Annotated in this window: 20 protein-coding genes, 1 pseudogene and 1 other annotated feature; of the genes and pseudogenes, 20 read left to right on the top strand and 1 reads right to left on the bottom strand. The window is 40.9% G+C overall.

The genetic code is table 11. From position 1 onward, the window contains the following. Positions 1–14 precede the first annotated feature (14 nt). From sigE to ileS, 11 genes and pseudogenes are all read left to right on the top strand, one after another. Positions 15–737, top strand: a complete 723-nt coding sequence (sigE, locus tag BUB71_RS04850) for an RNA polymerase sporulation sigma factor SigE (RefSeq protein ID WP_073153182.1) — start codon at positions 15–17, stop codon at positions 735–737. 99 nt (positions 738–836) lie between these two features. Continuing rightward, positions 837–1,613, top strand: a complete 777-nt coding sequence (sigG, locus tag BUB71_RS04845) for an RNA polymerase sporulation sigma factor SigG (protein WP_073153179.1) — start codon at positions 837–839, stop codon at positions 1,611–1,613. 112 nt (positions 1,614–1,725) lie between these two features. Then, on the top strand, positions 1,726–2,016 hold the full coding sequence (locus BUB71_RS04840; protein WP_073153176.1) for a YlmC/YmxH family sporulation protein: 291 nt from the start codon (positions 1,726–1,728) through the stop codon (positions 2,014–2,016). 51 nt (positions 2,017–2,067) lie between these two features. Next, the gene (gene pgeF, locus BUB71_RS04835; protein WP_073153173.1) at positions 2,068–2,886 is read left to right on the top strand and encodes a peptidoglycan editing factor PgeF; all 819 of its coding nucleotides are present in this window, start codon (positions 2,068–2,070) and stop codon (positions 2,884–2,886) included. An 11-nt stretch (positions 2,887–2,897) separates the two neighbouring features. Next, a complete protein-coding gene (locus BUB71_RS04830) occupies positions 2,898–3,584 on the top strand; it encodes a YggS family pyridoxal phosphate-dependent enzyme (protein WP_073153170.1) in 687 nt (228 codons plus the stop codon). Between the two features lie 5 nt (positions 3,585–3,589). Next, on the top strand, positions 3,590–4,021 hold the full coding sequence (locus tag BUB71_RS04825; protein WP_073153167.1) for a cell division protein SepF: 432 nt from the start codon (positions 3,590–3,592) through the stop codon (positions 4,019–4,021). A 24-nt stretch (positions 4,022–4,045) separates the two neighbouring features. Next, a complete protein-coding gene (locus tag BUB71_RS04820; protein ID WP_073153164.1) occupies positions 4,046–4,321 on the top strand; it encodes a YggT family protein in 276 nt (91 codons plus the stop codon). Next, positions 4,318–5,091: a YlmH family RNA-binding protein gene (locus BUB71_RS04815; RefSeq protein ID WP_073153159.1), complete on the top strand. Its 774-nt coding sequence runs from the start codon at positions 4,318–4,320 to the stop codon at positions 5,089–5,091. The genes BUB71_RS04820 and BUB71_RS04815 overlap by 4 nt, the downstream gene beginning before the upstream one ends. Before the next feature lie 102 nt (positions 5,092–5,193). Next, a pseudogene (locus BUB71_RS19960) lies at positions 5,194–5,338 on the top strand (DivIVA domain-containing protein); the annotation flags it as partial. Beyond that, positions 5,326–6,045 (top strand): DivIVA domain-containing protein, encoded by a 720-nt coding sequence (locus tag BUB71_RS19955; protein ID WP_422785135.1) that lies wholly within the window; start codon positions 5,326–5,328, stop codon positions 6,043–6,045. The pseudogene BUB71_RS19960 and the gene BUB71_RS19955, both read left to right, overlap by 13 nt. A gap of 259 nt (positions 6,046–6,304) precedes the next feature. Further along, positions 6,305–6,529: a binding site (T-box leader), on the top strand. A gap of 41 nt (positions 6,530–6,570) precedes the next feature. Continuing rightward, positions 6,571–9,666, top strand: a complete 3,096-nt coding sequence (gene ileS / locus BUB71_RS04800; RefSeq protein ID WP_073153154.1) for an isoleucine--tRNA ligase — start codon at positions 6,571–6,573, stop codon at positions 9,664–9,666. A gap of 44 nt (positions 9,667–9,710) precedes the next feature. Here the strand turns inward: ileS and BUB71_RS04795 are convergent, their stop codons facing one another. Then, positions 9,711–10,280, bottom strand: a complete 570-nt coding sequence (locus tag BUB71_RS04795; protein WP_073153151.1) for a TraR/DksA C4-type zinc finger protein — start codon at positions 10,278–10,280, stop codon at positions 9,711–9,713. Positions 10,281–10,383: 103 nt separating this feature from the next. Here BUB71_RS04795 and BUB71_RS04790 point away from each other — a divergent pair, with 103 nt between their 5' ends. The 9 genes from BUB71_RS04790 to pyrE all read left to right on the top strand — a co-directional run bounded on the left by BUB71_RS04790 (position 10,384) and on the right by pyrE (position 21,889). After that, the gene (locus tag BUB71_RS04790; RefSeq protein ID WP_217653532.1) at positions 10,384–12,147 is read left to right on the top strand and encodes a UbiD family decarboxylase; all 1,764 of its coding nucleotides are present in this window, start codon (positions 10,384–10,386) and stop codon (positions 12,145–12,147) included. A 491-nt stretch (positions 12,148–12,638) separates the two neighbouring features. After that, positions 12,639–13,139, top strand: coding sequence for a signal peptidase II (lspA, locus tag BUB71_RS04785; RefSeq protein WP_073153148.1), 501 nt, complete (start codon positions 12,639–12,641; stop codon positions 13,137–13,139). Further along, positions 13,129–14,061: an RluA family pseudouridine synthase gene (locus tag BUB71_RS04780; protein WP_073153145.1), complete on the top strand. Its 933-nt coding sequence runs from the start codon at positions 13,129–13,131 to the stop codon at positions 14,059–14,061. The genes lspA and BUB71_RS04780 overlap by 11 nt, the downstream gene beginning before the upstream one ends. A gap of 200 nt (positions 14,062–14,261) precedes the next feature. Continuing rightward, the gene (gene pyrR, locus BUB71_RS04775; protein ID WP_073153142.1) at positions 14,262–14,795 is read left to right on the top strand and encodes a bifunctional pyr operon transcriptional regulator/uracil phosphoribosyltransferase PyrR; all 534 of its coding nucleotides are present in this window, start codon (positions 14,262–14,264) and stop codon (positions 14,793–14,795) included. 140 nt (positions 14,796–14,935) lie between these two features. Further along, positions 14,936–16,216, top strand: a complete 1,281-nt coding sequence (locus BUB71_RS04770; RefSeq protein WP_073153137.1) for a dihydroorotase — start codon at positions 14,936–14,938, stop codon at positions 16,214–16,216. A 57-nt stretch (positions 16,217–16,273) separates the two neighbouring features. Then, the gene (gene carA / locus BUB71_RS04765; protein ID WP_073153133.1) at positions 16,274–17,371 is read left to right on the top strand and encodes a glutamine-hydrolyzing carbamoyl-phosphate synthase small subunit; all 1,098 of its coding nucleotides are present in this window, start codon (positions 16,274–16,276) and stop codon (positions 17,369–17,371) included. Then, positions 17,364–20,588 carry a carbamoyl-phosphate synthase large subunit gene (gene carB, locus BUB71_RS04760; RefSeq protein WP_073153129.1) on the top strand — a complete coding sequence of 1,075 codons (3,225 nt, stop codon included), beginning with the start codon at positions 17,364–17,366 and terminating at the stop codon, positions 20,586–20,588. The genes carA and carB overlap by 8 nt, the downstream gene beginning before the upstream one ends. 18 nt (positions 20,589–20,606) lie before the next feature. Continuing rightward, a complete protein-coding gene (gene pyrF, locus BUB71_RS04755; RefSeq protein ID WP_245815526.1) occupies positions 20,607–21,320 on the top strand; it encodes an orotidine-5'-phosphate decarboxylase in 714 nt (237 codons plus the stop codon). Beyond that, positions 21,317–21,889 (top strand): orotate phosphoribosyltransferase, encoded by a 573-nt coding sequence (gene pyrE, locus BUB71_RS04750; RefSeq protein WP_073153123.1) that lies wholly within the window; start codon positions 21,317–21,319, stop codon positions 21,887–21,889. Before pyrF ends, pyrE begins: the two co-directional genes overlap by 4 nt. Positions 21,890–22,055: the final 166 nt, after the last annotated feature.

Genomic DNA, 22,055 nt, shown 5'->3' with positions numbered 1-22,055 from the left:
ATGGGGGTAAATATATGATCGTTCGTTGGAGGATCATGTTTCAGCTATTTTGGTATCGCCTACTTATCTTTTTAGGTTTCAAAGGAGAAGAAATTTACTATATTGGTGGTAATGAGGTCTTACCACCGCCTTTGGAGCGTGAAGAAGAAGAGCATTTATTACAAAGCTTACCACAGGGTGACCCAGCGGTTCGAGCAATTTTAATTGAGCGAAACTTACGTCTAGTTGTATATATTGCTCGAAAGTTTGAGAACACAGGAATTAATATTGAGGACTTGGTTTCAATCGGAACGATTGGTTTGATTAAAGCTGTGAATACATTTGATCCAAGTAAAAAGATAAAGTTAGCTACTTATGCTTCCAGATGTATTGAAAATGAAATTTTAATGTTTTTACGTCGTAATAATAAAATTCGCTCCGAGGTTTCTTTTGATGAGCCGCTTAATACTGATTTAGATGGAAATGAATTGCTACTTTCAGATGTACTTGGAACTGAAAATGATACCATCTATCGGGATATTGAAGATGAAGTTGATCGTAAAATTTTACGGGTTGCTTTATCTCATTTGAATGATCGGGAGCGCAAAATAATGGAGCTTCGTTTTGGCTTGAATGGAAACGAAGAAAAGACACAAAAAGATGTTGCAGATTTACTTGGGATTTCTCAGTCTTACATTTCAAGATTAGAAAAACGGATTATTAAGAGATTACGCAAAGAATTCAATAAAATGGTATAGTTTGCTTTTAGATTATAAAAATTCCTCTTCAGGAGATACTTGGTTTTAGTACATCCTGAGGAGGTGCGGAACTGTTACTAATTTGTAACAGTACTGTCTATGGCGCGAAACAAAGTAGAGATCTGTGGGGTAGATACCTCAAAACTTCCAGTATTAAAAAATCAAGAGATGCGGATTCTCTTTCAGCAGTATCAAGCAGGTGATATTACTGCAAGACAAAAGTTGGTTAACGGAAATCTGCGCCTGGTGCTCAGTGTAATTCAGCGATTTAATAATCGAGGCGAATGCGTAGATGATCTTTTTCAGGTGGGCTGTATTGGTCTAATGAAGGCGATAGACAATTTTGATCTCGGCCAAAATGTGAAATTTTCCACCTATGCAGTCCCTATGATCATTGGAGAAATTCGCCGATATCTGAGGGATAATAATCCAATTCGTGTTTCTCGTTCTCTGCGGGATATTGCCTACAAAGCCTTGCAAGTCCGTGATCAGTTAACAAACCAGCATTCAAGAGAACCAACGATTCATGAAATTTCTGAACGTCTGCACGTTCCAAAAGAGGATGTTGTTTTTGCCTTAGATGCAATTCAAGACCCTGTTTCTTTATTTGAGCCAGTTTATCAAGATGGTGGCGATCCCATCTTTGTAATGGACCAGTTAAGTGATGATAAAGAGAAAGATATTGAATGGGTGGAGGAGATTGCATTAAAGGAAGCGATGGGAAAATTAAATGGAAGAGAGAAAATGATACTCTCTATGCGCTTTTTTGAAGGAAAAACACAAATGGAAGTGGCGCAAGAGATCGGAATATCGCAAGCACAGGTTTCAAGACTAGAAAAAGCTGCTATTCAACAAATGCATAAATTTATTACTTGAACAAAGTGATTTTTTCCAACCACTGAAAATAAAATCAGTGGTTTTTTATTTGAATGCATCTTTTTCTGGATATATCTCATATAGATAAATAGAGAGTGAAAGGTGGGCGGAGATCGTGAAAATATCGGAACTGCAAGCAAAAGATGTAGTCAACATTGCTGATGGAAGAAAATTAGGACAGATTGTAGACCTAGAGCTAGATTTACGTTCGGGCATGATCCGTTCCATTGTAATCCCTGCTGAAAGTAAACTGTTTAGTTGGTTTAGTAGTAGTCAAGAATGGGTAATTCCTTGGAAGCAAATTGTGAAAATCGGTTCAGATGTTATTTTGGTCAGAATGGATAGTCAAATATTTGATGCAGTTCCCCCTACACGATCTGTTCCAAAGCACGATTCGCTGTAGAATTTTATCTAAAATGAAACATGTGTTAAGATGGTGTGAGGAGGAGAGCCAATGGAACCCTTTGTTTATCAGCATATGTCTAAAGTTCCTTATTTTTCCCTTGAGCATTGGAAGTGGGAATTTCCGAATGTGGTTGCTGGTTTTAGTGCTCGCTTACCTCATGAGGATCGTAACGATCGTAACTATGCTTTACATATTGGGCAAGATCAGTCTCAAGTACTACAGAATCGCAGAAAACTGGTTGAGCAATTGGGATTTTCACTTGAATCATGGACTTGTGGTACACAGATACATGAAACACAGATTGCTGTGGTAACAGCAAGTGATCGAGGGAAAGGAGCAACCGAGCAAGAAACAGCCTTTTCCAATACAGATGGATTGATCACACAGGAACGTCAGTTATTTTTAGCCTCCTTTTACGCTGATTGTGTTCCTCTTTTTGTTTATTGCCCCGATACAGGTTTTATCGGAGTTGCACACGCTGGCTGGAGGGGGACAGTTGCTCAAATGGCAAGTCGGCTTGTTGAGAAATTAACCGCTCAAGGAAGTTCAACGCATAACTTGAGAATTGCGATTGGACCATCGATTGGCGGTTGCTGTTATATAGTCGATGATCATGTAATGAAGCCCATTCGGCAACTTTTTCCAATGGCTGAATCTCAAAAAGAGTTTGTTAAACAAGTGGATGAAGGTTTATACCAATTGGATTTAAAAAAATTGAACCAACAAATTTTTTTGCGAGAAGGTATTCGACCTGAGCATCTTATCGTCTCGAAATGGTGTACAAGTTGCGATCAACAATATTTTTATTCTTATCGTCGAGATCGTGGTGATACGGGTCGTATGGTTGCCTGGATTGCCAAAAAATAGAGGTGGGATCAATGCAGCTTCAACAAAATTGGAAACTTGTACAGCAACGCATAATTGATAGTTGCCACCGAGTCGATCGAAATCCAAATGATGTACAAGTGGTTGCAGTAACAAAGTATGTCGATGTAGATACGACTCAGGCTGTCTTAGATTCGGGATTGAATCAAATTGGTGAAAGTAAAGTGCAAGATGCAGTTCCAAAGTGGAAGCAAATCGGTGATCGGGGAGTTTGGCATTTTATTGGTCATTTACAGCGAAATAAGGTAAAAGAGATTATAGGCCGTTTTCAATATCTTCACTCCCTTGATCGATGGTCTTTAGCTCAAGAATTGGACAAGCGTCTAAAGCAACGTGGAGAGAGTATGAAGTGCTTTCTCCAAGTAAATGTTGCACAAGAAAAGCAAAAAAATGGAATTTATTCTCATGAATTGAAAGATTTTGCACTGGATGTGGCGAATTTATCTTCTATTGAGATTGTGGGCTTGATGACGATGGCGCCCCTAACTCCTAATTCAGAAGAGGTAAGGCCTGTTTTTCGGGAGTTAAAACGATTGCAGCATGAATTGCAACAGTTACAACATCCACAGATAAAAGTGCCGCATTTGTCGATGGGTATGTCACAAGACTTTGAAGTAGCGATAGAAGAAGGGGCAACATGGGTACGTCTAGGCTCCGTCTTAGTGGGAAAGAGGAGTTGATCCAAATGAGTCAATCTGAGAGCACGGATCAAACATTGATGAATCGTATTATGGGTTTTTTTGGGATGAATGAAGAAGATGAACAATACGATGATGAATACGAGGAGATGGATGCTTCATCGATGAGTAAATCAAAAAACAACATCGTTTCATTACATACCCAAAAAAATATTCGTCTTGTTTTGTTTGAACCTCGGTCCTATGAAGATTCACAAGAGATTGCTGATAATCTTAAAAGTCATCGTCCAGTAGTGGTCAATCTTCAATTGGTTAGACGCGATCAGGCAATTCGGATTGTTGATTTTTTAAGTGGAACTGTATATGCTCTGGGAGGAAGCATACAGAAGTTGGGTCCACATATTTTCATTTGTGCTCCTGCCAATGTAGATGTGCAAGGAACAATCACGGAAATGCTACAAGAGAATGACCCATTGTAGTAGGATCAAGAGGTGACCGATAGTATGGACTGGATACTTTTTATCTTGAGTTGGGCGTTTAATATCTACAGTATATTGATTTTTATCTATATCTTGATGTCATGGATTCCTCAGTTACAGGAATCATCAGTCGGTAGAGTGCTAGCTATGATCGTTGAACCGTATCTTTCTGTGTTTCGTCGGATTATTCCTCCCATTGGGATGATTGATCTATCTCCGATTGTAGCGATCCTTGCACTACGTTTTATTTATCTGGGACTCGTCTATCTTATAGGGCTCATAGGAATGGTTTTTGTTTGAAGGGAACTTTTTTTGAGCATTTTTCAAAAGATGAACATCCTTTCATTGAGCGCTGTACAGATTGGTTAGAAAGAGCCCTTCATTACCAATTTATCACAACGCCTTTTCTTGACCCACGCGAGCAGTATATACTTAAAACGTTAGTAAATAGAGAAAGGGAAATTTCTCTCCAATTTGATGGAGGGTATCCAAATGCAGAGAGATGTCGCGCTATCATGGCTCAGAAAGTTCTAAGCTCAGAATTTGATGAGGAGTCGCTCGCTTATTATCGCCTGATCGCCCGTTCAGGAACGAGACTGCAACACGGGGATGTACTTGGAGCCATTTTAGGATTGGGTCTCCGTAGAGAAAAAATAGGTGATTTGATCCCCCATATGACAGGGTGCGATATCATTATTGCCAAAGAGATTAGTCAATTTATTTGTTTTTCCCTTCAGCAAGTAGGACGAGAGTCAGTATCTGTTGAAATGATTTCACGTGAGTCACTCTATCAATCAGAACCACGAAAGGTTGAACGTTCTATATTCGTCTCTTCTCTGCGTTTGGATGCTGTTTTAGCAAGTATTTTAAGACTTTCCCGCTCTAAAGTTTCTTCTTTGATTCAATCGGGTAAAGCTAAGGTGAACTGGCGTGTAGTTCAACGAGCTGATTTACTGGTTAAGAACGGAGATGTTCTCTCAATTCGCGGTTTTGGACGAGTCACCATCATCGACAGCAATAGATTGACGAAAAAAGGAAATTATAAGCTGCTAGTAGTATATTTCGACTAATTACGTAGATATCTATTTTTTGAATTTAAATATATAGCAATCAAGAGGGATATCTGGTAGTATTGTCGAATAGAGCATGCAAATAACCTAGGAGGTGCGGAGATGTCACCACTTACACCTTACGATATACACAACAAGGTCTTTAAACGATCGTTTCGTGGGTATGATGTGGATGAGGTCAATGATTTTCTTGATCAAATCATTAAGGATTTTGAGTTATTAATTAGGGAAAAGATGGAATTAGAACAACAGGTCGAAGAGTTGCAGGGTGAATTGGAGCAAATGATGGACGGAGAGCAGATGTATCCAAACCCACAAACTCACCAAACTCATCCTCATCATCAGACTCAACCTCAACCACAATTGCAACAGCAACAAACTCAGACTCATGTTCCAGCGCGTTATCCTCAACAGACCGAGCAGATGTCTCTACAACCGTCTGTAGCATCTTTATCGTCGATGGAACAAAGTATCCATAAGTCGATTCGTGTGGCACAAGAGGTTGCGGAAGAGGTACGTCTCAACGCGAAGAAAGAGGCTGAGCTGATCGTACAAGAAGCAGAGAAAAATGCAGATCGGATTATCAATGAGGCTTTACAGAAAGCGCGTGCGATACATACGGAGCTTCTGGATCTCAAACAGAAGGCAACGATTTATCGGGCTCGATTCCGTACATTGGTTCAGTCGCATCTTGATATATTGGAGAACTCCGATTGGGAGTCCCTTGAAGAATTGGAAACAAACTTGGATGAAACAGGCCGTCAGTTGGAACAATTTTCCAATCAACCACATAATCCTGAGTTACTAATGGATCAGCAAACACATGAGTTTCACCCAATGGAAGATACAAGCGTACTCGATGAAGTAGCTACTTCTTATCTAGAAGAAGAGGAAGAACCACGTCGAGAACTTCGTAGAACTTCACGCAAACTAAAGAAAAAGGCGATGTTCTAAATTTGACTCTCGTTCTTACCGGATTGAAGAATCATGGGACACTTTACAAGTCCAATATAAAATAAGGTTTACAAATAAGTGTCCTCTCATTACAATAGTAACACTGAATGGCGTAAGCCATGTGACCAGATCATATCAAATATGATATGAACCTAGAACTCATGAGATGAACTTGGCAAATCTTTCAGTAGAAGAGGTTATCCAAGATAACTCTTTATTGAAGTATAGGATTTGGTCGAGATCGATTAAAAATGAATTAGTGGATTTGATGAAGAGACCAAGTACATGAAGCAAAAAGTGTACAGAGAGTTGACCAAGAGCTGAAAGTCAACCACAATTGCTTTGTGGAATATCCTCTCAGAGAAGCGCGACTGAACATTTTAGTAAGTCAAGCCGGGTTAGCTCCGTTACAGCTTTAAAGAGCCATTGTTTGTTAGCTAGCACAATGGAAACTGGGTGGTACCGCGAGTAACTCGTCCCTTTTTGGACGGGTTTTTTTGTATTCTTAGGAAAGGATGAATGCATATGCAGCGTGTTAATGTAAAGGAAAAGGCGTATGATCGTGAACAAAGGGTACTTCAAAAATGGCGTAAAGAAAAAACATTTGAACAATCAATAAAGAAAAGAGAAGGAAGTCCATCATTTGTATTTTATGAAGGTCCTCCTACTGCGAATGGAATGCCTCATATCGGTCATGTTCTCGGTCGGGTCATCAAAGATTTTCTGTGTCGTTATCGAACCATGACTGGTTATCAAGTAGTCCGTAAAGCAGGATGGGATACTCATGGTTTGCCAGTTGAATTAGGTGTCGAAAAAGAGTTAGGTATTTCAGGTAAACAAGAGATTGAGGAGTATGGAATTGAAGCATTTGTAGAAAAGTGTAAGCAAAGTGTCTTTACTTATGAGCGAGAATGGCGAAAATTAACAGAGGCCATTGGATATTGGACAGATATGGAAAATCCATATATTACTCTTAATAATCAATATATAGAGAGCGTATGGAACATTTTAGCGACCATTCACCAGCGTGGTTTACTCCAGCGTGGGCATCGGGTTAGCCCTTATTGTCCCAGTTGTCAAACTGCGATCAGCTCACATGAAGTGGCTCAAGGGTACAAACAGGTAAAAGATATCAGTGTTACGGTTAAATTCCCTCGTGAAAGCGCAAAAGAGTCATTTCTTGCGTGGACAACAACGCCGTGGACTTTGCCTTCAAATGCTGCTCTTGCTATCAATCCATCACTTTCATATGCTCGTGTAAAGCAAGGTGATGAGATATATATTGTAGCAGAGAAACTAGTACCTTCGATTTTTAAAGAAGATTATGAGGTACTTTCAACACATCCAGGGCACGAATTTGTGGGTGAGAAATATGAACCACCTTTTGACTTTGCCAAGCCGAAATATGGTCATGTGGTCATTGCTGCTGATTATGTAAGCGATCAATCAGGGACGGGGATAGTCCATACATCTCCAGCTCATGGTGAAGATGATTATCAAGCTGCTAAGCAGAATGGGATCAGTCTGATTTTAGTAGTAGATAAAGCAGGTAAATTTACCAAAGAAGTAACGCCTCTAGCGGGTCGTTTTGTAAAAGATTGTGATGTAGAAATTGTGAAGCTACTTGCTCAACGGGATCGACTCTTCTCCAAAGAGAAAATTGAACATAAATATCCATTTTGCTGGCGATGTAAAACACCATTGCTCTATTATGCAATGGAAAGTTGGTTTATTCAGACGACGGCTGTGAAAGATCAATTAATCGAGAATAATCGGCAGATCAAATGGTATCCAGATCATTTGCAAGAAGGACGATTTGGTAAATTTTTAGAGGACTTAGTTGACTGGAACATCAGTCGTAACCGATATTGGGGAACGCCACTTAATATATGGGAATGTACTCATTGTGATCATCAATTTGCACCACATAGTCATGAGGAAATGCGAAAACATGCTCTCGGTAATGTATCAGCAGATTTAGAATTGCATCGACCCTATGTGGATGAAGTCAAGTTAAAGTGTAGTCAATGTGATTCGGAGATGGTACGGACAAAAGAGGTGATCGATGTATGGTTTGATAGCGGTTCAATGCCTTTTGCCCAATACCACTATCCATTTGAAAACCAAGAGAAATTTAAACGGCAATTTCCCGCGGATATAATTTGTGAAGGTGTAGATCAGACAAGAGGATGGTTCTTTAGTTTATTAGCGGTCTCAACGTTATTTAATGGCCAAACGCCTTATAAAGCAGTGATCTCTACTGGACATATTTTAGATGAAAATGGACAAAAAATGTCAAAAAGTAAAGGGAATGTAGTTGATCCTTGGGAGATTATCAACCGTTATGGAGCAGATGCTTTTCGATGGGCTCTTTTCTCAGATAGTGCACCTTGGAATAGTAAACGCTTTTCGGAACGTATTGTGGCTGAGGCAAAATCGAAAGTGATTGATACCTTAAATAATGTACATGCTTTCTATGCACTCTATGCTGATATCGATCATTATGAAGCTGATAAAGATCAAGCATTGGCCTCAACACACCGCTTAGATCGTTGGATTCGTTCAAGGTTAAATAGCACTTTAAAAGAAGTGCGCAAAGGGTTGGATGACAATGATTTATTAGGTCCTGCACGGTTAATTGAGGATTTAATTGATGACTTGAGTAATTGGTATATTCGTCGTTCGCGTGATCGATTCTGGGGTAGTGGATTAGGAGAGGATAAGAAAGCGGCATATCGTACTCTATATGAGGCCTTAGTTACTTTAAGTAAAATGGTCGCTCCCTATGCGCCATTTCTAGCTGAGGAGATTTATCAAAATCTATGTGCCAATCAATCAAGTGTGCATCATACTGATTTCCCTCAAGTAGATGAGCAGGCAATCGATTTACAATTAGAAGCCGAGATGAAGCAAGTGCGACAAATTGTTGAATTGGCTCGAAATGCAAGAAATGAAGCGGGTATTAAAACAAGACAGCCTTTGTCACTCTTATATGTACTGAGCGAGGAATCTGTACATTTTGCTTCTGATGAGGCCATTATTAAAGATGAGATCAATGTGAAAGAAATTCAATCTCTTTCGGATACCGGGCAATTATTTAATTATGATTTGAAATTAAATTTAAGAGTGGCTGGACCTCAATTTGGGCGCTATGTTGGGGAAATCCAAGCATACCTCAAACAGCTTTCATCAGATCAGACGCAAAAAATTGTATCGCAAAATGGGTTAGTTTATCAGGCTAAAGATGGAGCAAAAATTGAGTTAGATGTAAGGGAACACTTACTTGTATCTGAGCAGGCAAAGGACAATTGGGTTGTTGTAACAGGACAAACTTTGTCAGTCGCTTTAAAAACGACACTAACGCCAGAACTAAAGCAAGAAGGATTTGTCCGTGAAGTGATTCGTTCCATCCAGGAAGAGCGTAAAAAACTTGATTTGCCTGTTGAAAAGCGGATCAAATTGGTCCTTGATCTAGGTGAAAAAGAACAAAGTGCTGTTGAAAGCTTTGAACAGCTACTTCATGATAATGTTTTACTGGATGAACTCAAATATGAAAAGATTGATGAAATGACAGAACTTCGAATCGGAAGTACAGTGATTCACTATACTATAGTAGAATGAGAAAATGCCCCAATCGGATAGGTTGGGGCATTCACTAAGCTAAATTACAACCTGTCTTCGAACGACTCATAATCTTCGTGTTCATCTGCTTCAACAGTTAACCGTTGGTAATTGGTTCCATTGCGAAAGAAATCTGGAGGATTTGATGTGCCGTACTCCTCTACACGCTCCCACGCATCTTCTCCTCCGCTATTCTGCCAATCAATTTCAGAGAGTACTTCCTCCTCAATGGGACGAGTATGATGATCTCTACCACGTTGCTCTACATGATCAACGCAAGTTCGAGCCCAAGGGATTGCTTCTAGACGTTCGTCTGAAATGGGTTGATGGCAAACTTCGCAAATCCCATATTTTCCCTGTTCCATTTTCATGAGCGCTTCTTCGATCTCAATCTGATGATGTTCATTAGCATCTTGTAAGGCAATGTCTTTCTCGCGTTCAAACATTTCAGAGCCAATGTCGGCAGGATGATTATCATATCCAGATAATTCACCAATGGACTCATTCATTGACTGTTCTAATCCAAAGTGTTCGTTTTTATTAGATTGCGTTTCAATGTTTTTCTTTTCGATAAGTAATTTTTCATACAGAAGTTGTTTTTGCTTTTGATTCATCGCTCATCCCTCTCCTTTCCTGAATAGACTACCCTGATCTATGTTGTGACATGTTATTTGATAAACGGAAAATACTGTTATAATAAAATGAGAAGGGAGCGGAATGATGCATAAAAATTTACGTAGCTATCTAAAGCTTTTATATAAAGAGAATGAAATTGTTGAAGTAGATGCCCCAGTAGATCCCGCATTAGAAATCCCAGAGATTCATCGTCGAATCATAGAAGAGGGTGGCCCAGCTCTTTTATTTACAAATCCAAAAGGGAGTAAATTTCCAATCGTGACAAACCTTTTTGGAACACCACGTAGAATTGAACTTGCTTTTGGACCACGCCCTGAACAGTTGATCATACAGTTAACCCAAGCGGTTCACCAACTTCTTCCACCCCGTATGACTCAGTTGTGGAAAATGCGACAGCCTCTTTGGGATGTTGCTCAGACTGGTTTTAAGACTGTATCCCCAGAGCAAGCACCTGTATTAGAACGTCAGATGAAACAAGTAAATCTGAACCATTTACCGGCGCTGACAAGTTGGCCAGAAGATGGGGGCGCTTTTTTTACCCTGCCATTGGTTTATACAGAGCATCCTGATACAAAGGAGCATAATTTAGGTGTTTACCGCATGCAAATACATAATCAGCATACAACAGGGATGCATTGGCAGATTCATAAAGGTGGTGGATTTCATCATCAGGTGGCAGAGAAAAAAAGAGCATCATTACCTGTATCGGTTTTTCTTGGTGGACCTCCAGCTCTAACTTTAAGCGCAATTGCCGCTCTGCCTGAAATGATCCCTGAATACTTATTTGCATCATTTATCATGGGTGATAAATTACATCTTACGCGCATGAAAGACATAACTCACCCGCTTATTGCAGAAGCAGAATTTGCTTTTTGTGGATCTGTTCCTGCACTTGAAAGACGTGCTGAAGGACCATTTGGTGATCATTTTGGTTACTATTCCTTAACACACGATTTTCCGATATTTGAAATAGAACGCCTTTATCATCGGAAGGATGCTATTTTTCCCGCTACAGTAGTAGGGAAGCCAAGACAAGAAGATTATTATATAGGTGAATATATGCTCCGTTTATTTTCTCCTATTTTTCCAATGGTCATGCCTGGCGTGAAAAAATTATGGTCTTATGCAGAATCTGGCTTCCATGCATTAACAGGAGCGATTGTTAGAGAAAGCTATCATCGGGAGGCAGTAGGGCATGCTTTTCGGATTATGGGTGAAGGTCAACTCTCTTTGACAAAGTTTTTAATGTTGACTGATATAGATTGCGATCTTAGTCGATTCTCAGAGTTTCTAGAGTTGATCCTGGCACGTTTTCAGCCAGAACGCGATTTGATTATTATTCATGATACTTCTATCGATACACTTGATTATACAGGACGCAAATTTCATCATGGCAGTAAGGCTTTTCTATTAGGAATTGGTGATCCAGTTAGAGAGTTACCAAGTCAATATCAAGGAGATGTCTTAAAGCTTGCTCCAAAAATAAAGCCTTATTGTAAAGGTTGTTTGCTAATCTCAGGTGCATCTTTTGAGGAAGAACCGCAACTTGGACAAATGATTCTTGATCATTACCATGAGCAACTACAGGATTGGCCACTCATCTTTCTGGTTGATGATGTTGATTCGATTCAAAGTCAAACCGATTTTCTTTGGACAACTTTTACCAGATTTGATCCAGCTCATGATATTTATGCTCAAAAAGAGCTTCATCATAACAAAATCAACTTTCAACTTCCACTGGTCATCGATGCACGGATGAAACCTTTTTATCCTGCTGAGGTAGAACCTGACGAGCAGACCATACAATTAGTTGACACACGCTGGAAAGAGTACTTTACAAAGTAAATGGGAGTAGAATCAAATAAAGAGCATTATGGGTTTTCTCATCTTGTAGACGAAGTCATGTGATCGGCTCGTGATCGTGGCTTTCGGCAACACTCCGATCCGGGCTAGCAAAGATGTGGTCTATCCGTGTTCTGGCAGCCTTCGCGGCCGAGCAAAACTCGCTTCCTCCGGCATCCGCCTGCGGAGACTCGAACAGTTTGCCCAAAAGGAAAATGCCGCTTCAGCTGTCATTCCGCTAAGTTACGCCCGAAATGGAGCTTTGCCGATCACCTCTCCACTCGCTCATTCGGTTTTTATTCAGTCTGAAAGAACCTTATGGGTTCTTTTTTTCTATCGCTATGACAAAGCTAGATTGAAATCGATAAAATTCATATGCTACAATCGGAGAGTCGATCAAAGCGTATGATCCCGATAAACGAAGCTCATATTATCGGTTGTCATGTTACAGGAGGTGAATACCTGCTTTCCATATCGTTAAAGCAGGTTTACGATTGCGATACTACTTTTTTGCATTATTGGTAATAGCCCTTGATCAGTGGAGCAAGTGGTTAGTGATACAGTATATGAACATACGAGAGCAGATCCCTGTTATTGATGGCTTGTTTTATATAACTTCTCATCGTAATCAGGGAGCAGCGTTTGGGATTTTACAAAATCAACGATGGTTTTTTATTGTGGTTACTACTTGTGTCATTCTTTTTGTAATCGTCTATCTTTGGCGTATTCGTAAGAAACAGCCAATGATGAGTTTTGCCTTTTCACTTGTTTTAGGTGGAGCGATTGGTAACTTATTGGATCGAATTCGGATGGGAGAGGTTGTTGACTTTTTTCATTTTCAATATGAATCTTATCAATTCCCCATTTTCAATGTAGCTGATTCTTGTATTGTGGTAGGCGTTATTCTTCTAGCAATCCTCAATCTCCGTGAATCAAGTGATCAAGCAGAGAAAGAGACAACTGTTACCAAAGCAGGATCTCAACATGAATCATGAAATAAAGCAGTGGCAGTGGCGAGTAACTGAAGCATATCAGGACGAAAGGCTCGATAAAGTAATTGTCCAGGTTGGCGAGGATTGGTCCAGAAGTAAAGTACAAAAGTGGATACAAGAAGGGTATATCAAAGTAGATGGAAAACAGATGAAAAGTAATTACCGGTTACGCGTAGGTGAAGAGATCAACGTCACTCCTCCTGTCCAAAGGGAGGGTGATTTGCAGCCTGAAGCGATTCCACTTGATATTCAATATGAAGATGATGACTTGCTCGTCATCAATAAACCAAGAGGAATGGTCGTTCATCCAGGAGCTGGAAATCGAGCAGGGACATTAGTTCATGCATTGTTATACCATTTGCAGGAGGGTAAGCTTTCTAGTATCGGTGGGTCGGAACGACCAGGTATTGTTCATCGTATAGATAAAGATACCTCGGGTTTGTTAGTTGTTGCAAAAAATGATCACATTCATCAACTGCTTGCCGAGCAATTACAGCAGCATCAAATCAAGCGTATTTATTGGGCATTGGTACAGGGTGTTCTTCCCCATAACATTGGAACTATTGATGCACCAATCGGGAGAGACCCTATGGATCGGAAACGTATGGCTGTAATCAATCGAAACAGTAAGAAAGCAGTCACACATTTCACGGTTCGTGAGCGTTTGACCGAGCATACATTAGTAGAATGTCAACTTGAGACAGGCCGAACGCACCAAATACGTGTTCATTTTAAATATATTGGTTTCCCTCTTGTTGGTGATCCGGTCTATGGTCCTAAAAAGCGAAGTGCACTTATTGAAGGGCAAGCACTTCATGCGCGTGAGCTACACTTCGTCCATCCGCGCACATCAAAAGAAATGGATTTTCTTGTGGAACCACCTGTTGAATTTATGAATCTATTAGAGCAGCTACGCAAAAAATAAGAAAAAATGAACGATTTCTCCTTGACATTTTGCTATGATCTTGTCATACTGTTAAATAGTTGTATAGAGCCTTTAATCCAGTCCCGTGAGGCTGGCAAGGTTGCGGAATTCATCAGGTAGTAGTTTATTTGATCTGCTTCTTGTCCAGCTCTGGGGCAAGAAGCTTTTTTTATCTAAAAAGTGAAGGATGTTCAAAGACCATGGGTACTGGGAAAATCATTATGGATGAAGCTGCAATTCGACGAGCGCTAACGCGGATTGCACACGAAATACTAGAGCGGAACAAAGGCGTAACCGATTCGATTCTATTTGGTATCAAATCTCGGGGCATTTATCTGGCAGAGAGATTAGCTGAAAAAATAGCACAAATAGAAGGTTGTCCGATTCCAACTTCATCGCTTGACATTACTTTTTACCGTGATGACGTCGATAAAGAAAATTTACAACCAATCGATCGTACACAAGTTCCGGATGTGAATGGAAAAAAGGTAATTTTGGTTGATGATGTTTTATATACAGGGCGCACAGCACGAGCTGCGATGGATGCTTTGATTGATATTGGTAGACCTCAGTTGATTCAACTAGCAGTCCTCATTGATCGCGGTCATCGCGAACTGCCAATCCGCCCTGATTTTGTTGGGAAAAATGTACCGACTTCGAAACGGGAAAATGTTTCGGTATTACTACGAGAGACAGATGCCGAAACCGATGCTGTATCAATTATATCACCATAAAATATAGCCCTTTTAAGGCGATTCCGTGAGATCGGCAAGGGGACTGAGCGCTATTTGTTTAATTGCGTCTCTTTGCCATAGAGCAAAGAGACTTTTTTTGTCTGTTTTGTGAAATGCTATCACGGAAAAGGAGGCACGAGATGTCTAGAGTGCTGTTAAAAAATGGACGTATCTATGACGAAGCAGAACAACAATGGGTACAACGAGATTTACTGATTCAGGATGGATTGATACGACAGATTGGTACGAAGATCGAGCAACAGCAAGTGGATCAAATAGACCTCGCTGGTAAGCATTTGGTTCCTGGATTTATAGATATGCATATTCATTTACGCGAGCCAGGTTTTGAGGAAAAAGAGACCATTGAAACAGGTAGTCGTGCTGCTGCTAAGGGTGGATATACAACAATCGCTTGTATGCCAAATACAAGACCAGTTACAGATTCCAAAGAGATTGTGGAACAAATTGTGCATACTGCCAAAGAAGTTGGCTTAGCTCGAGTATTGCCAATTGGTGCGATTACAAAGCGAGAATTAGGTCGTGAATTAACAGATATGAATCAGTTGAAAAAGGCTGGTATCGTAGCTGTATCTGATGATGGAGTAGGTGTGCAAAGCAGCCGAATGATGAAAGAGGCGATGCGAGAAGCACATCGAGTTGGATTGCCAGTTGTTGCCCATTGTGAAGATGAATCGATTTTGGTGAAAGGTGCTTCCGTTCATGATGGTCAGTTTGCCCGGAAATACGATCTAAAAGGAATACCAAGTGAAGCAGAATCGATTCATATTGCGCGGGATATCCTGTTGGCTGAAGATATTGGGGTACATTATCATGTCTGTCATATCAGTACAGCTCAATCGGTTCGCTTGGTGCGTGAAGCTAAGTCAAGAGGGCAAAAAGTTACAGCAGAAGTGACCCCCCATCACTTACTCTTATGTGAAGATGACATTCCTCAGCCTGATCCGATGTACAAAATGAATCCGCCACTGCGTTCGAGGAAGGATCAACAAGCGTTAATCGAGGGTCTCTTAGATGGAACGATTGATTTTATAGCGACAGATCATGCTCCACATACTTTAACGGAAAAGGCTCAAGGAATGGAATTAGCTCCTTTTGGCATTGTTGGATTAGAAACAGCTTTTCCTTTACTGTATACCCACTTTGTCTGCACGGGAAAACTCTCCTTACAACAATTGATAGAGCGAATGACACAAAAACCAGCCGATTGTTTTGGGCTTCCGTGGGGGCGAATTGCTGTTGACATGTCTGCTGATCTTACACTCCTAGATTTAGAGAAGGAAGAGGCAATTGATCCTGCTACATTTGTTTCTAAAGGAAAAAATACTCCATTTAGTGGATGGCGTGTGAAAGGTTGGCCAGTTAAAACTTGGTTGGCAGGAACATTAACATGGAACCAATGATGTGAAAATTGCTGTCTACTCAGAGAAATCAATCGGAAAATTGTAGGAGGTAACATAATGAAGGCTCGTTTGGTATTAGAGGATGGGACATGTTTTGAAGGAGAATCGTTTGGTGCACAAGGGGAATCAATTGGTGAGGCCGTTTTTAATACAAGTATGACAGGATATCAAGAGATACTGACCGACCCCTCTTACTATGGACAAATCGTAACCATGACTTATCCACTTATTGGTAATTATGGTATCTCCGCAGAGGACAACGAATCTTCACGCCCTTTTGTTTATGGTTTTGTTGTTCGGGAATATGCAGAGTTTGCTAGTAATTGGCGAAATGAAATCTCCTTAGGGGATTGGTTAAAAAAACATGGCATTATCGGAATTGCAGGGATCGATACACGTATGCTAACTCGAAAAATACGTCTTCATGGGACGATGAAAGCAATTCTCACAACAAAAGATGAAAGTGTTGACGAGTTGTTGGCCAAATTAAAGGCTGCTCATCTATTACAGGATCAGGTATCACAGGTCAGTTTACCAGAGCAACTTGCATCTGAAGTGACCCCACACAAACGTGTTGTACTTGTTGATTTTGGTGCTAAAACCAATATTCAACGCGAACTGGCCCAACGAGGCTGTGAGGTACATGTCGTTTCTTATCAGACAACAGTTGAAGAAATTTTAGCGTATCAACCAGATGGTGTTGTTCTATCCAATGGGCCAGGGGACCCAAAGAATGTTCCATCAGGGATGGAAATTGTTCGTGGCTTGCTTGGTAAAGTGCCGATTTTCGGTATTTGTTTGGGGCACCAACTCTTTGCCTTAGCTTGTGGTGCCGATACCAAACGTCTAAAATTTGGTCATCGTGGCGGCAATCATCCAGTCAAGGAGCTGGTGACGGATCGAACCTATATCACAGCTCAAAATCATGGTTATGCTGTTGATCCAGATTCTATCGAGGGAACTGAACTAGAAATTACACATATTGCACTAAACGATGGAACTGTTGAAGGGTTACGTCATCTGAAAAAGCCTGCCTTCTCTGTCCAGTATCATCCCGAAGCAGCGCCAGGACCACATGATTCAGGTTATCTATTTGATCAATTTATTGAAATGATGGAGATGTTTGCGAAAGAAGGAGAGAGTGTACATGCCTAAAGATCCAACATTAAAAAAAGTAATGGTAATTGGCTCTGGACCGATCGTAATTGGACAGGCAGCAGAATTTGACTATGCAGGTACACAGGCTTGTCAAGCGTTAAAAGAGGAAGGGCTTGAAGTAGTATTGGTAAATAGCAATCCAGCTACTATCATGACCGACACCAATATGGCGGATAAAGTTTATATTGAACCATTAACCGTCGATTTTTTAACACAAATTATTCGCAAAGAACAACCAGATGGGTTACTTCCTACTCTTGGGGGTCAAACGGGTCTTAATCTTGCTGTCGAGCTTGCTGAAAAAGGAATTTTAGAGAGAGAGAATGTGCGTTTACTGGGGACAGATTTACGTGCGATTACTTGTGCAGAAGATCGGGATCAATTTCGGACATTGATGCACGAAATTCATGAACCAATTCCACATAGCGTGATTGTAAATACGGTAGAGGAAGCAGAAGTCTTTGCAAAAAAACAAGGTTTTCCTGTAATCGTTCGACCTGCTTATACATTAGGGGGAACGGGTGGCGGAATTGCAAATAACATTGAAGAATTACGTGAGATTGTCGAAAATGGACTTCATTATAGCCCGATTACTCAGTGTTTGGTTGAGCAATCGATTGCAGGCTTTAAAGAAGTTGAATATGAAGTGATGCGAGATGCAGCTGACAATTGTATCGTTGTATGTAATATGGAGAATTTTGATCCAGTAGGTGTTCATACTGGCGACAGTATTGTATTCGCGCCAAGTCAAACTTTGTCAGACCGAGAATATCATATGTTGCGCTCTTCTGCTTTAAAGATTATTCGAGCGCTCAATATACAAGGCGGTTGCAATGTGCAATTTGCCCTTGACCCAGATAGTTTTTCTTACTATGTCATTGAGGTAAATCCTCGTGTAAGTCGTTCAAGCGCGCTTGCTTCAAAAGCTACAGGTTATCCGATTGCTCGAATTGCAGCGAAAATCGCCATTGGCTATCGTTTGGATGAGCTTCAAAATCCTGTAACGAAAGAGACGTATGCCTGCTTTGAGCCAGCACTTGACTATATTGTAAGTAAGATTCCTCGCTGGCCTTTTGATAAATTTACCCAAGCAAATCGAAAATTAGGTACACAAATGAAAGCAACTGGTGAAGTAATGGCAATCGGGCGCACATTGGAAGAGTCGCTGCTAAAGGCTGTACGATCACTAGAAATTGGTTTAGATCATATCTGGCTCCCAGAAGCAGCAGCAATTTCTGAAGAGGAATTAAGAGCACGCCTTGTGACAGCGGATGACGAAAGGCTCTTTTTGGTAGCGGAGTGGTTTCGCCGTGGACATTCATTGGAAGAGGCTCATCAGCTATCAAAAATCGATCGCTTCTTCCTCTATAAGGTTGAAAAAATTGTTCATGAAGAGCAGACAATAGAATCCATTCAATTAATAGAAAAAGATCAGCTGCTCAAGTGGAAACGAATGGGATTTACCGATCAAACGATTGCACGATTAGCTAACAAAGAAGAATCAGCAATTCGATCACTGCGGAATCAGTATCAAATTCAACCTGTTTACAAGATTGTAGATACATGTGCTGCTGAGTTTGCTGCTGAGACACCTTATTACTACTCCACATTTGAACAAGAGGATGAAGTACAAAAGACAGGCAAGAAAACGGTTGTTGTACTTGGTTCAGGACCGATTCGGATCGGCCAAGGTGTTGAGTTTGACTATGCTACAGTTCATGCGATTTGGGCAATTCGTAAACAGGGATTAGAAGCCGTGATTATAAATAACAACCCAGAGACAGTCTCAACTGATTTTAATACATCAGACCGGCTTTACTTTGAACCTCTTTACCGTGAGGATGTATTAAATATTATAGAAAAAGAGAATCCAATAGGAGTTATCGTTCAGTTTGGCGGTCAGACTGCATTAAATTTAGCACGTGATCTTCGGGCTGAAGGAATTCCTATCCTGGGTACATCGATTGAAGAGATTGATCGGGCAGAGGATCGGAAGAAATTTGAACAACTGTTAAGTGAAACAAAAGTTGCTCAACCACCTGGTTCTGCGGTTACCTCGATCGATGCAGCGATTGAAGCGGCAAAACGAATTGGCTATCCCGTTCTAGTTCGGCCCTCTTATGTGTTAGGTGGGCGAGCGATGGAGATTGTGTACAATGAGCAAGAGCTAGTTGCCTATATGAAAGAGGCTGTCAAGATTAATCCTCAGCATCCAGTGCTGATCGACCGATATTTGCTAGGGAAAGAATTAGAGGTTGATGCAATCTGTGATGGCGAACAAGTGTTAATTCCTGGCGTCATGGAACACATTGAAAGGGCAGGTGTTCATTCTGGTGATTCGATCGCCGTCTATCCTCCTCAATCGATTACCGATGAGCATAAAAAACGCTTGGTTGAGATGACGACTAAGATCGCTCTTTCTTTGCAAACACGAGGTTTAATCAACATACAATTTGTGCTTCATCAAGATGAAATCTATGTTTTAGAAGTAAATCCTCGAGCTTCTAGAACGGTTCCCTTCCTAAGTAAAGTGACAGGTATACCAATGGCTCAGGTAGCTACACGTATCATGTTAGGTAAGACACTAAAAGAACAAGGATACTCACCCGGTTTGTGGCCTGAGGCAACGGAAGTGGCAGTAAAAGCGCCTGTATTCTCCTTTGCCAAACTGCGCCGAGTTGATGTCACGCTGGGGCCAGAGATGAAATCAACAGGTGAAGTGATGGGTCGTGATCGCGATTACGAACGGGCTGTTTATAAAGGCTTGTTAGCTGCGGGAATTTCAATGCCGCGTTTTGGAACGGTGATTGCTACTTTGGGCGATAAAACAAAAGAAGAGGCTTTCCCTCTCTTACAACGTTTTCATCGGTTAGGTTTTCGGATTGTAGCAACTTCTGGTACTGCGAAATACTTGGAAGAGCAAGGGTTACCTGTTCGCAAAGTAAATAAACTAAGCGAAGGATCGCCGCATATTCTTGATATGATTCGAGCTGGAGAAGTTGACTTAGTCGTAAATACTTGGACGAGAGGAAAATTGCCTGAGCGTGATGGATTCCGTATTCGTCGGGAAGCAGTTGAAAATGGGGTCGCTTGCTTAACCTCTCTTGATACAGTTGCAGCACTCCTGAGAACGCTTGAAACAATTCATATGAGTGCAGAACCCATTGGACAACCAAGTCAACCAGTTGGTAAGCAAGAGCCATTGTTAATCTGATGTGAAAGGATGAATGATTTGAACAGACCGCCCGTCATCATTGCGCTCGATTTTCCTGATGCTGCTAGTTGTGAGGCTTTGCTTGCTCAATGGAATGAGCAAGCAAAGCCTTGGATTAAAGTGGGTTATCAATTGTTTTATGCAGTAGGACCTGCATGGGTTGCGCAAAAGAAAGAAGAAGGCTATTCTATTTTTCTTGATCTAAAACTGCATGATATCCCTAATACAGTAGCACAAGGTGTTAAGTCATTAGAAAGATTAGGCGTTGATATACTTACTCTTCATGCAAGCGGTGGTAGTAAGATGTTGGAAGCAGCGCTAGAGGCACGCACTTCAGAGCGATTAAAGCTAATAGCTGTGACTCAATTAACAAGTACTGATCAGCAAATGTTAAATCATGAGTTAGGTATTAAAAGCAGCGTGGAAGATTCTGTGCTTCAACTGGCTTCGATTGCCAGATCATCCAAGATCGATGGCGTTGTCTGCTCTGGACAAGAAGTGACGCGAATTAAAAATGAAATCGAGCCGCCATTCCTTACAGTTGTACCTGGAATTCGTCCAAAAGGTCATGATACACATGACCAAAAAAGGATAGTTACACCAACAGACGCGATTCATAATGGAGCTGACTACCTGGTTGTCGGTCGTCCGATCTCGAAGGCAAGATCGCCTAGACAAGTTTATGAGCAGATTGTACAAGAGGTGCAAGAAGTAAAGGAGAGTCAGATATGACTTGGAAATTAACAGAAGCAATTAAAAGGACAGGTATTTTAAAGCAAGGACATTTTTTACTCTCGTCAGGTCGACATAGTAAGCAGTATATGCAGTGTGCCTTGCTGCTACAGTATCCACAAGAAGCAAAAGAAACAGGTAAGGCATTAGCAGGATTATTTGATGACCTTTCGATTGACACCGTTGTAGGACCTGCGCTTGGTGGTGTCATTATCGCTCATGAGGTGGCGCATGCATTACAGGTACGCTGTCTCTTTACTGAACGAAAAGAGGGCGAAATGCAATTGCGCAGAGGTTTTGAAGTGAAACCAGGTGAGCGAATTCTTGTGATCGAAGATGTTGTGACAACGGGTGGTTCTGTAAAAGAGGTGATTCGCCTTTTGGAAGAGCAAGGTGCTGAGATCGTTGCAGTGGGCTCGATTATTGATCGTAGTAATGGGAAGCACAATTTTTCAGTTCCATATCGTGCATTGACAGCAATTGAGATTGAAAGTTATGATCCGTCAGAATGCCCATTATGTAGACAGGGCACGCCTGTTGTAAAACCTGGAAGCAGAACCCAAAAGTAGTGACGCACGATCATGAGCAGGCCAAGTGACTTTGTCTATAAACTGCAAGCAGGAGTAGTCCTGCTTTTTTGTGTGTATCTATTTATTTTAGGAAAATTCAGTCGATCACCTTTTTTGCTTAAATCGCATTTACTCTTTAATTTCAGCAGTACATTGATTATGATGA

The organism is Seinonella peptonophila, assembly GCF_900129355.1.
GTDB classification, from domain to species: domain Bacteria; phylum Bacillota; class Bacilli; order Thermoactinomycetales; family Thermoactinomycetaceae; genus Seinonella; species Seinonella peptonophila.
The sequence above is the reverse complement of the archived record's forward strand: the minus strand, read 5'-3'. Positions and strand labels throughout refer to the sequence as shown.

Coding starts and splice junctions, on each gene's coding strand:
- pyrR (WP_073153142.1), top strand. CDS start 14,262: ATGGGTACTGGGAAAATCATTATGGATGAAGCTGCAATTCGACGAGCG.
- sigG (WP_073153179.1), top strand. CDS start 837: ATGGCGCGAAACAAAGTAGAGATCTGTGGGGTAGATACCTCAAAACTT.
- BUB71_RS04770 (WP_073153137.1), top strand. CDS start 14,936: ATGTCTAGAGTGCTGTTAAAAAATGGACGTATCTATGACGAAGCAGAA.
- BUB71_RS04780 (WP_073153145.1), top strand. CDS start 13,129: ATGAATCATGAAATAAAGCAGTGGCAGTGGCGAGTAACTGAAGCATAT.
- sigE (WP_073153182.1), top strand. CDS start 15: ATGATCGTTCGTTGGAGGATCATGTTTCAGCTATTTTGGTATCGCCTA.
- carB (WP_073153129.1), top strand. CDS start 17,364: ATGCCTAAAGATCCAACATTAAAAAAAGTAATGGTAATTGGCTCTGGA.
- carA (WP_073153133.1), top strand. CDS start 16,274: ATGAAGGCTCGTTTGGTATTAGAGGATGGGACATGTTTTGAAGGAGAA.
- BUB71_RS04820 (WP_073153164.1), top strand. CDS start 4,046: ATGGACTGGATACTTTTTATCTTGAGTTGGGCGTTTAATATCTACAGT.
- pyrE (WP_073153123.1), top strand. CDS start 21,317: ATGACTTGGAAATTAACAGAAGCAATTAAAAGGACAGGTATTTTAAAG.
- BUB71_RS04830 (WP_073153170.1), top strand. CDS start 2,898: ATGCAGCTTCAACAAAATTGGAAACTTGTACAGCAACGCATAATTGAT.
- BUB71_RS19955 (WP_422785135.1), top strand. CDS start 5,326: ATGGAATTAGAACAACAGGTCGAAGAGTTGCAGGGTGAATTGGAGCAA.
- BUB71_RS04795 (WP_073153151.1), bottom strand. CDS start 10,280: ATGAATCAAAAGCAAAAACAACTTCTGTATGAAAAATTACTTATCGAA.
- pgeF (WP_073153173.1), top strand. CDS start 2,068: ATGGAACCCTTTGTTTATCAGCATATGTCTAAAGTTCCTTATTTTTCC.
- BUB71_RS04825 (WP_073153167.1), top strand. CDS start 3,590: ATGAGTCAATCTGAGAGCACGGATCAAACATTGATGAATCGTATTATG.
- ileS (WP_073153154.1), top strand. CDS start 6,571: ATGCAGCGTGTTAATGTAAAGGAAAAGGCGTATGATCGTGAACAAAGG.
- BUB71_RS04790 (WP_217653532.1), top strand. CDS start 10,384: ATGATGCATAAAAATTTACGTAGCTATCTAAAGCTTTTATATAAAGAG.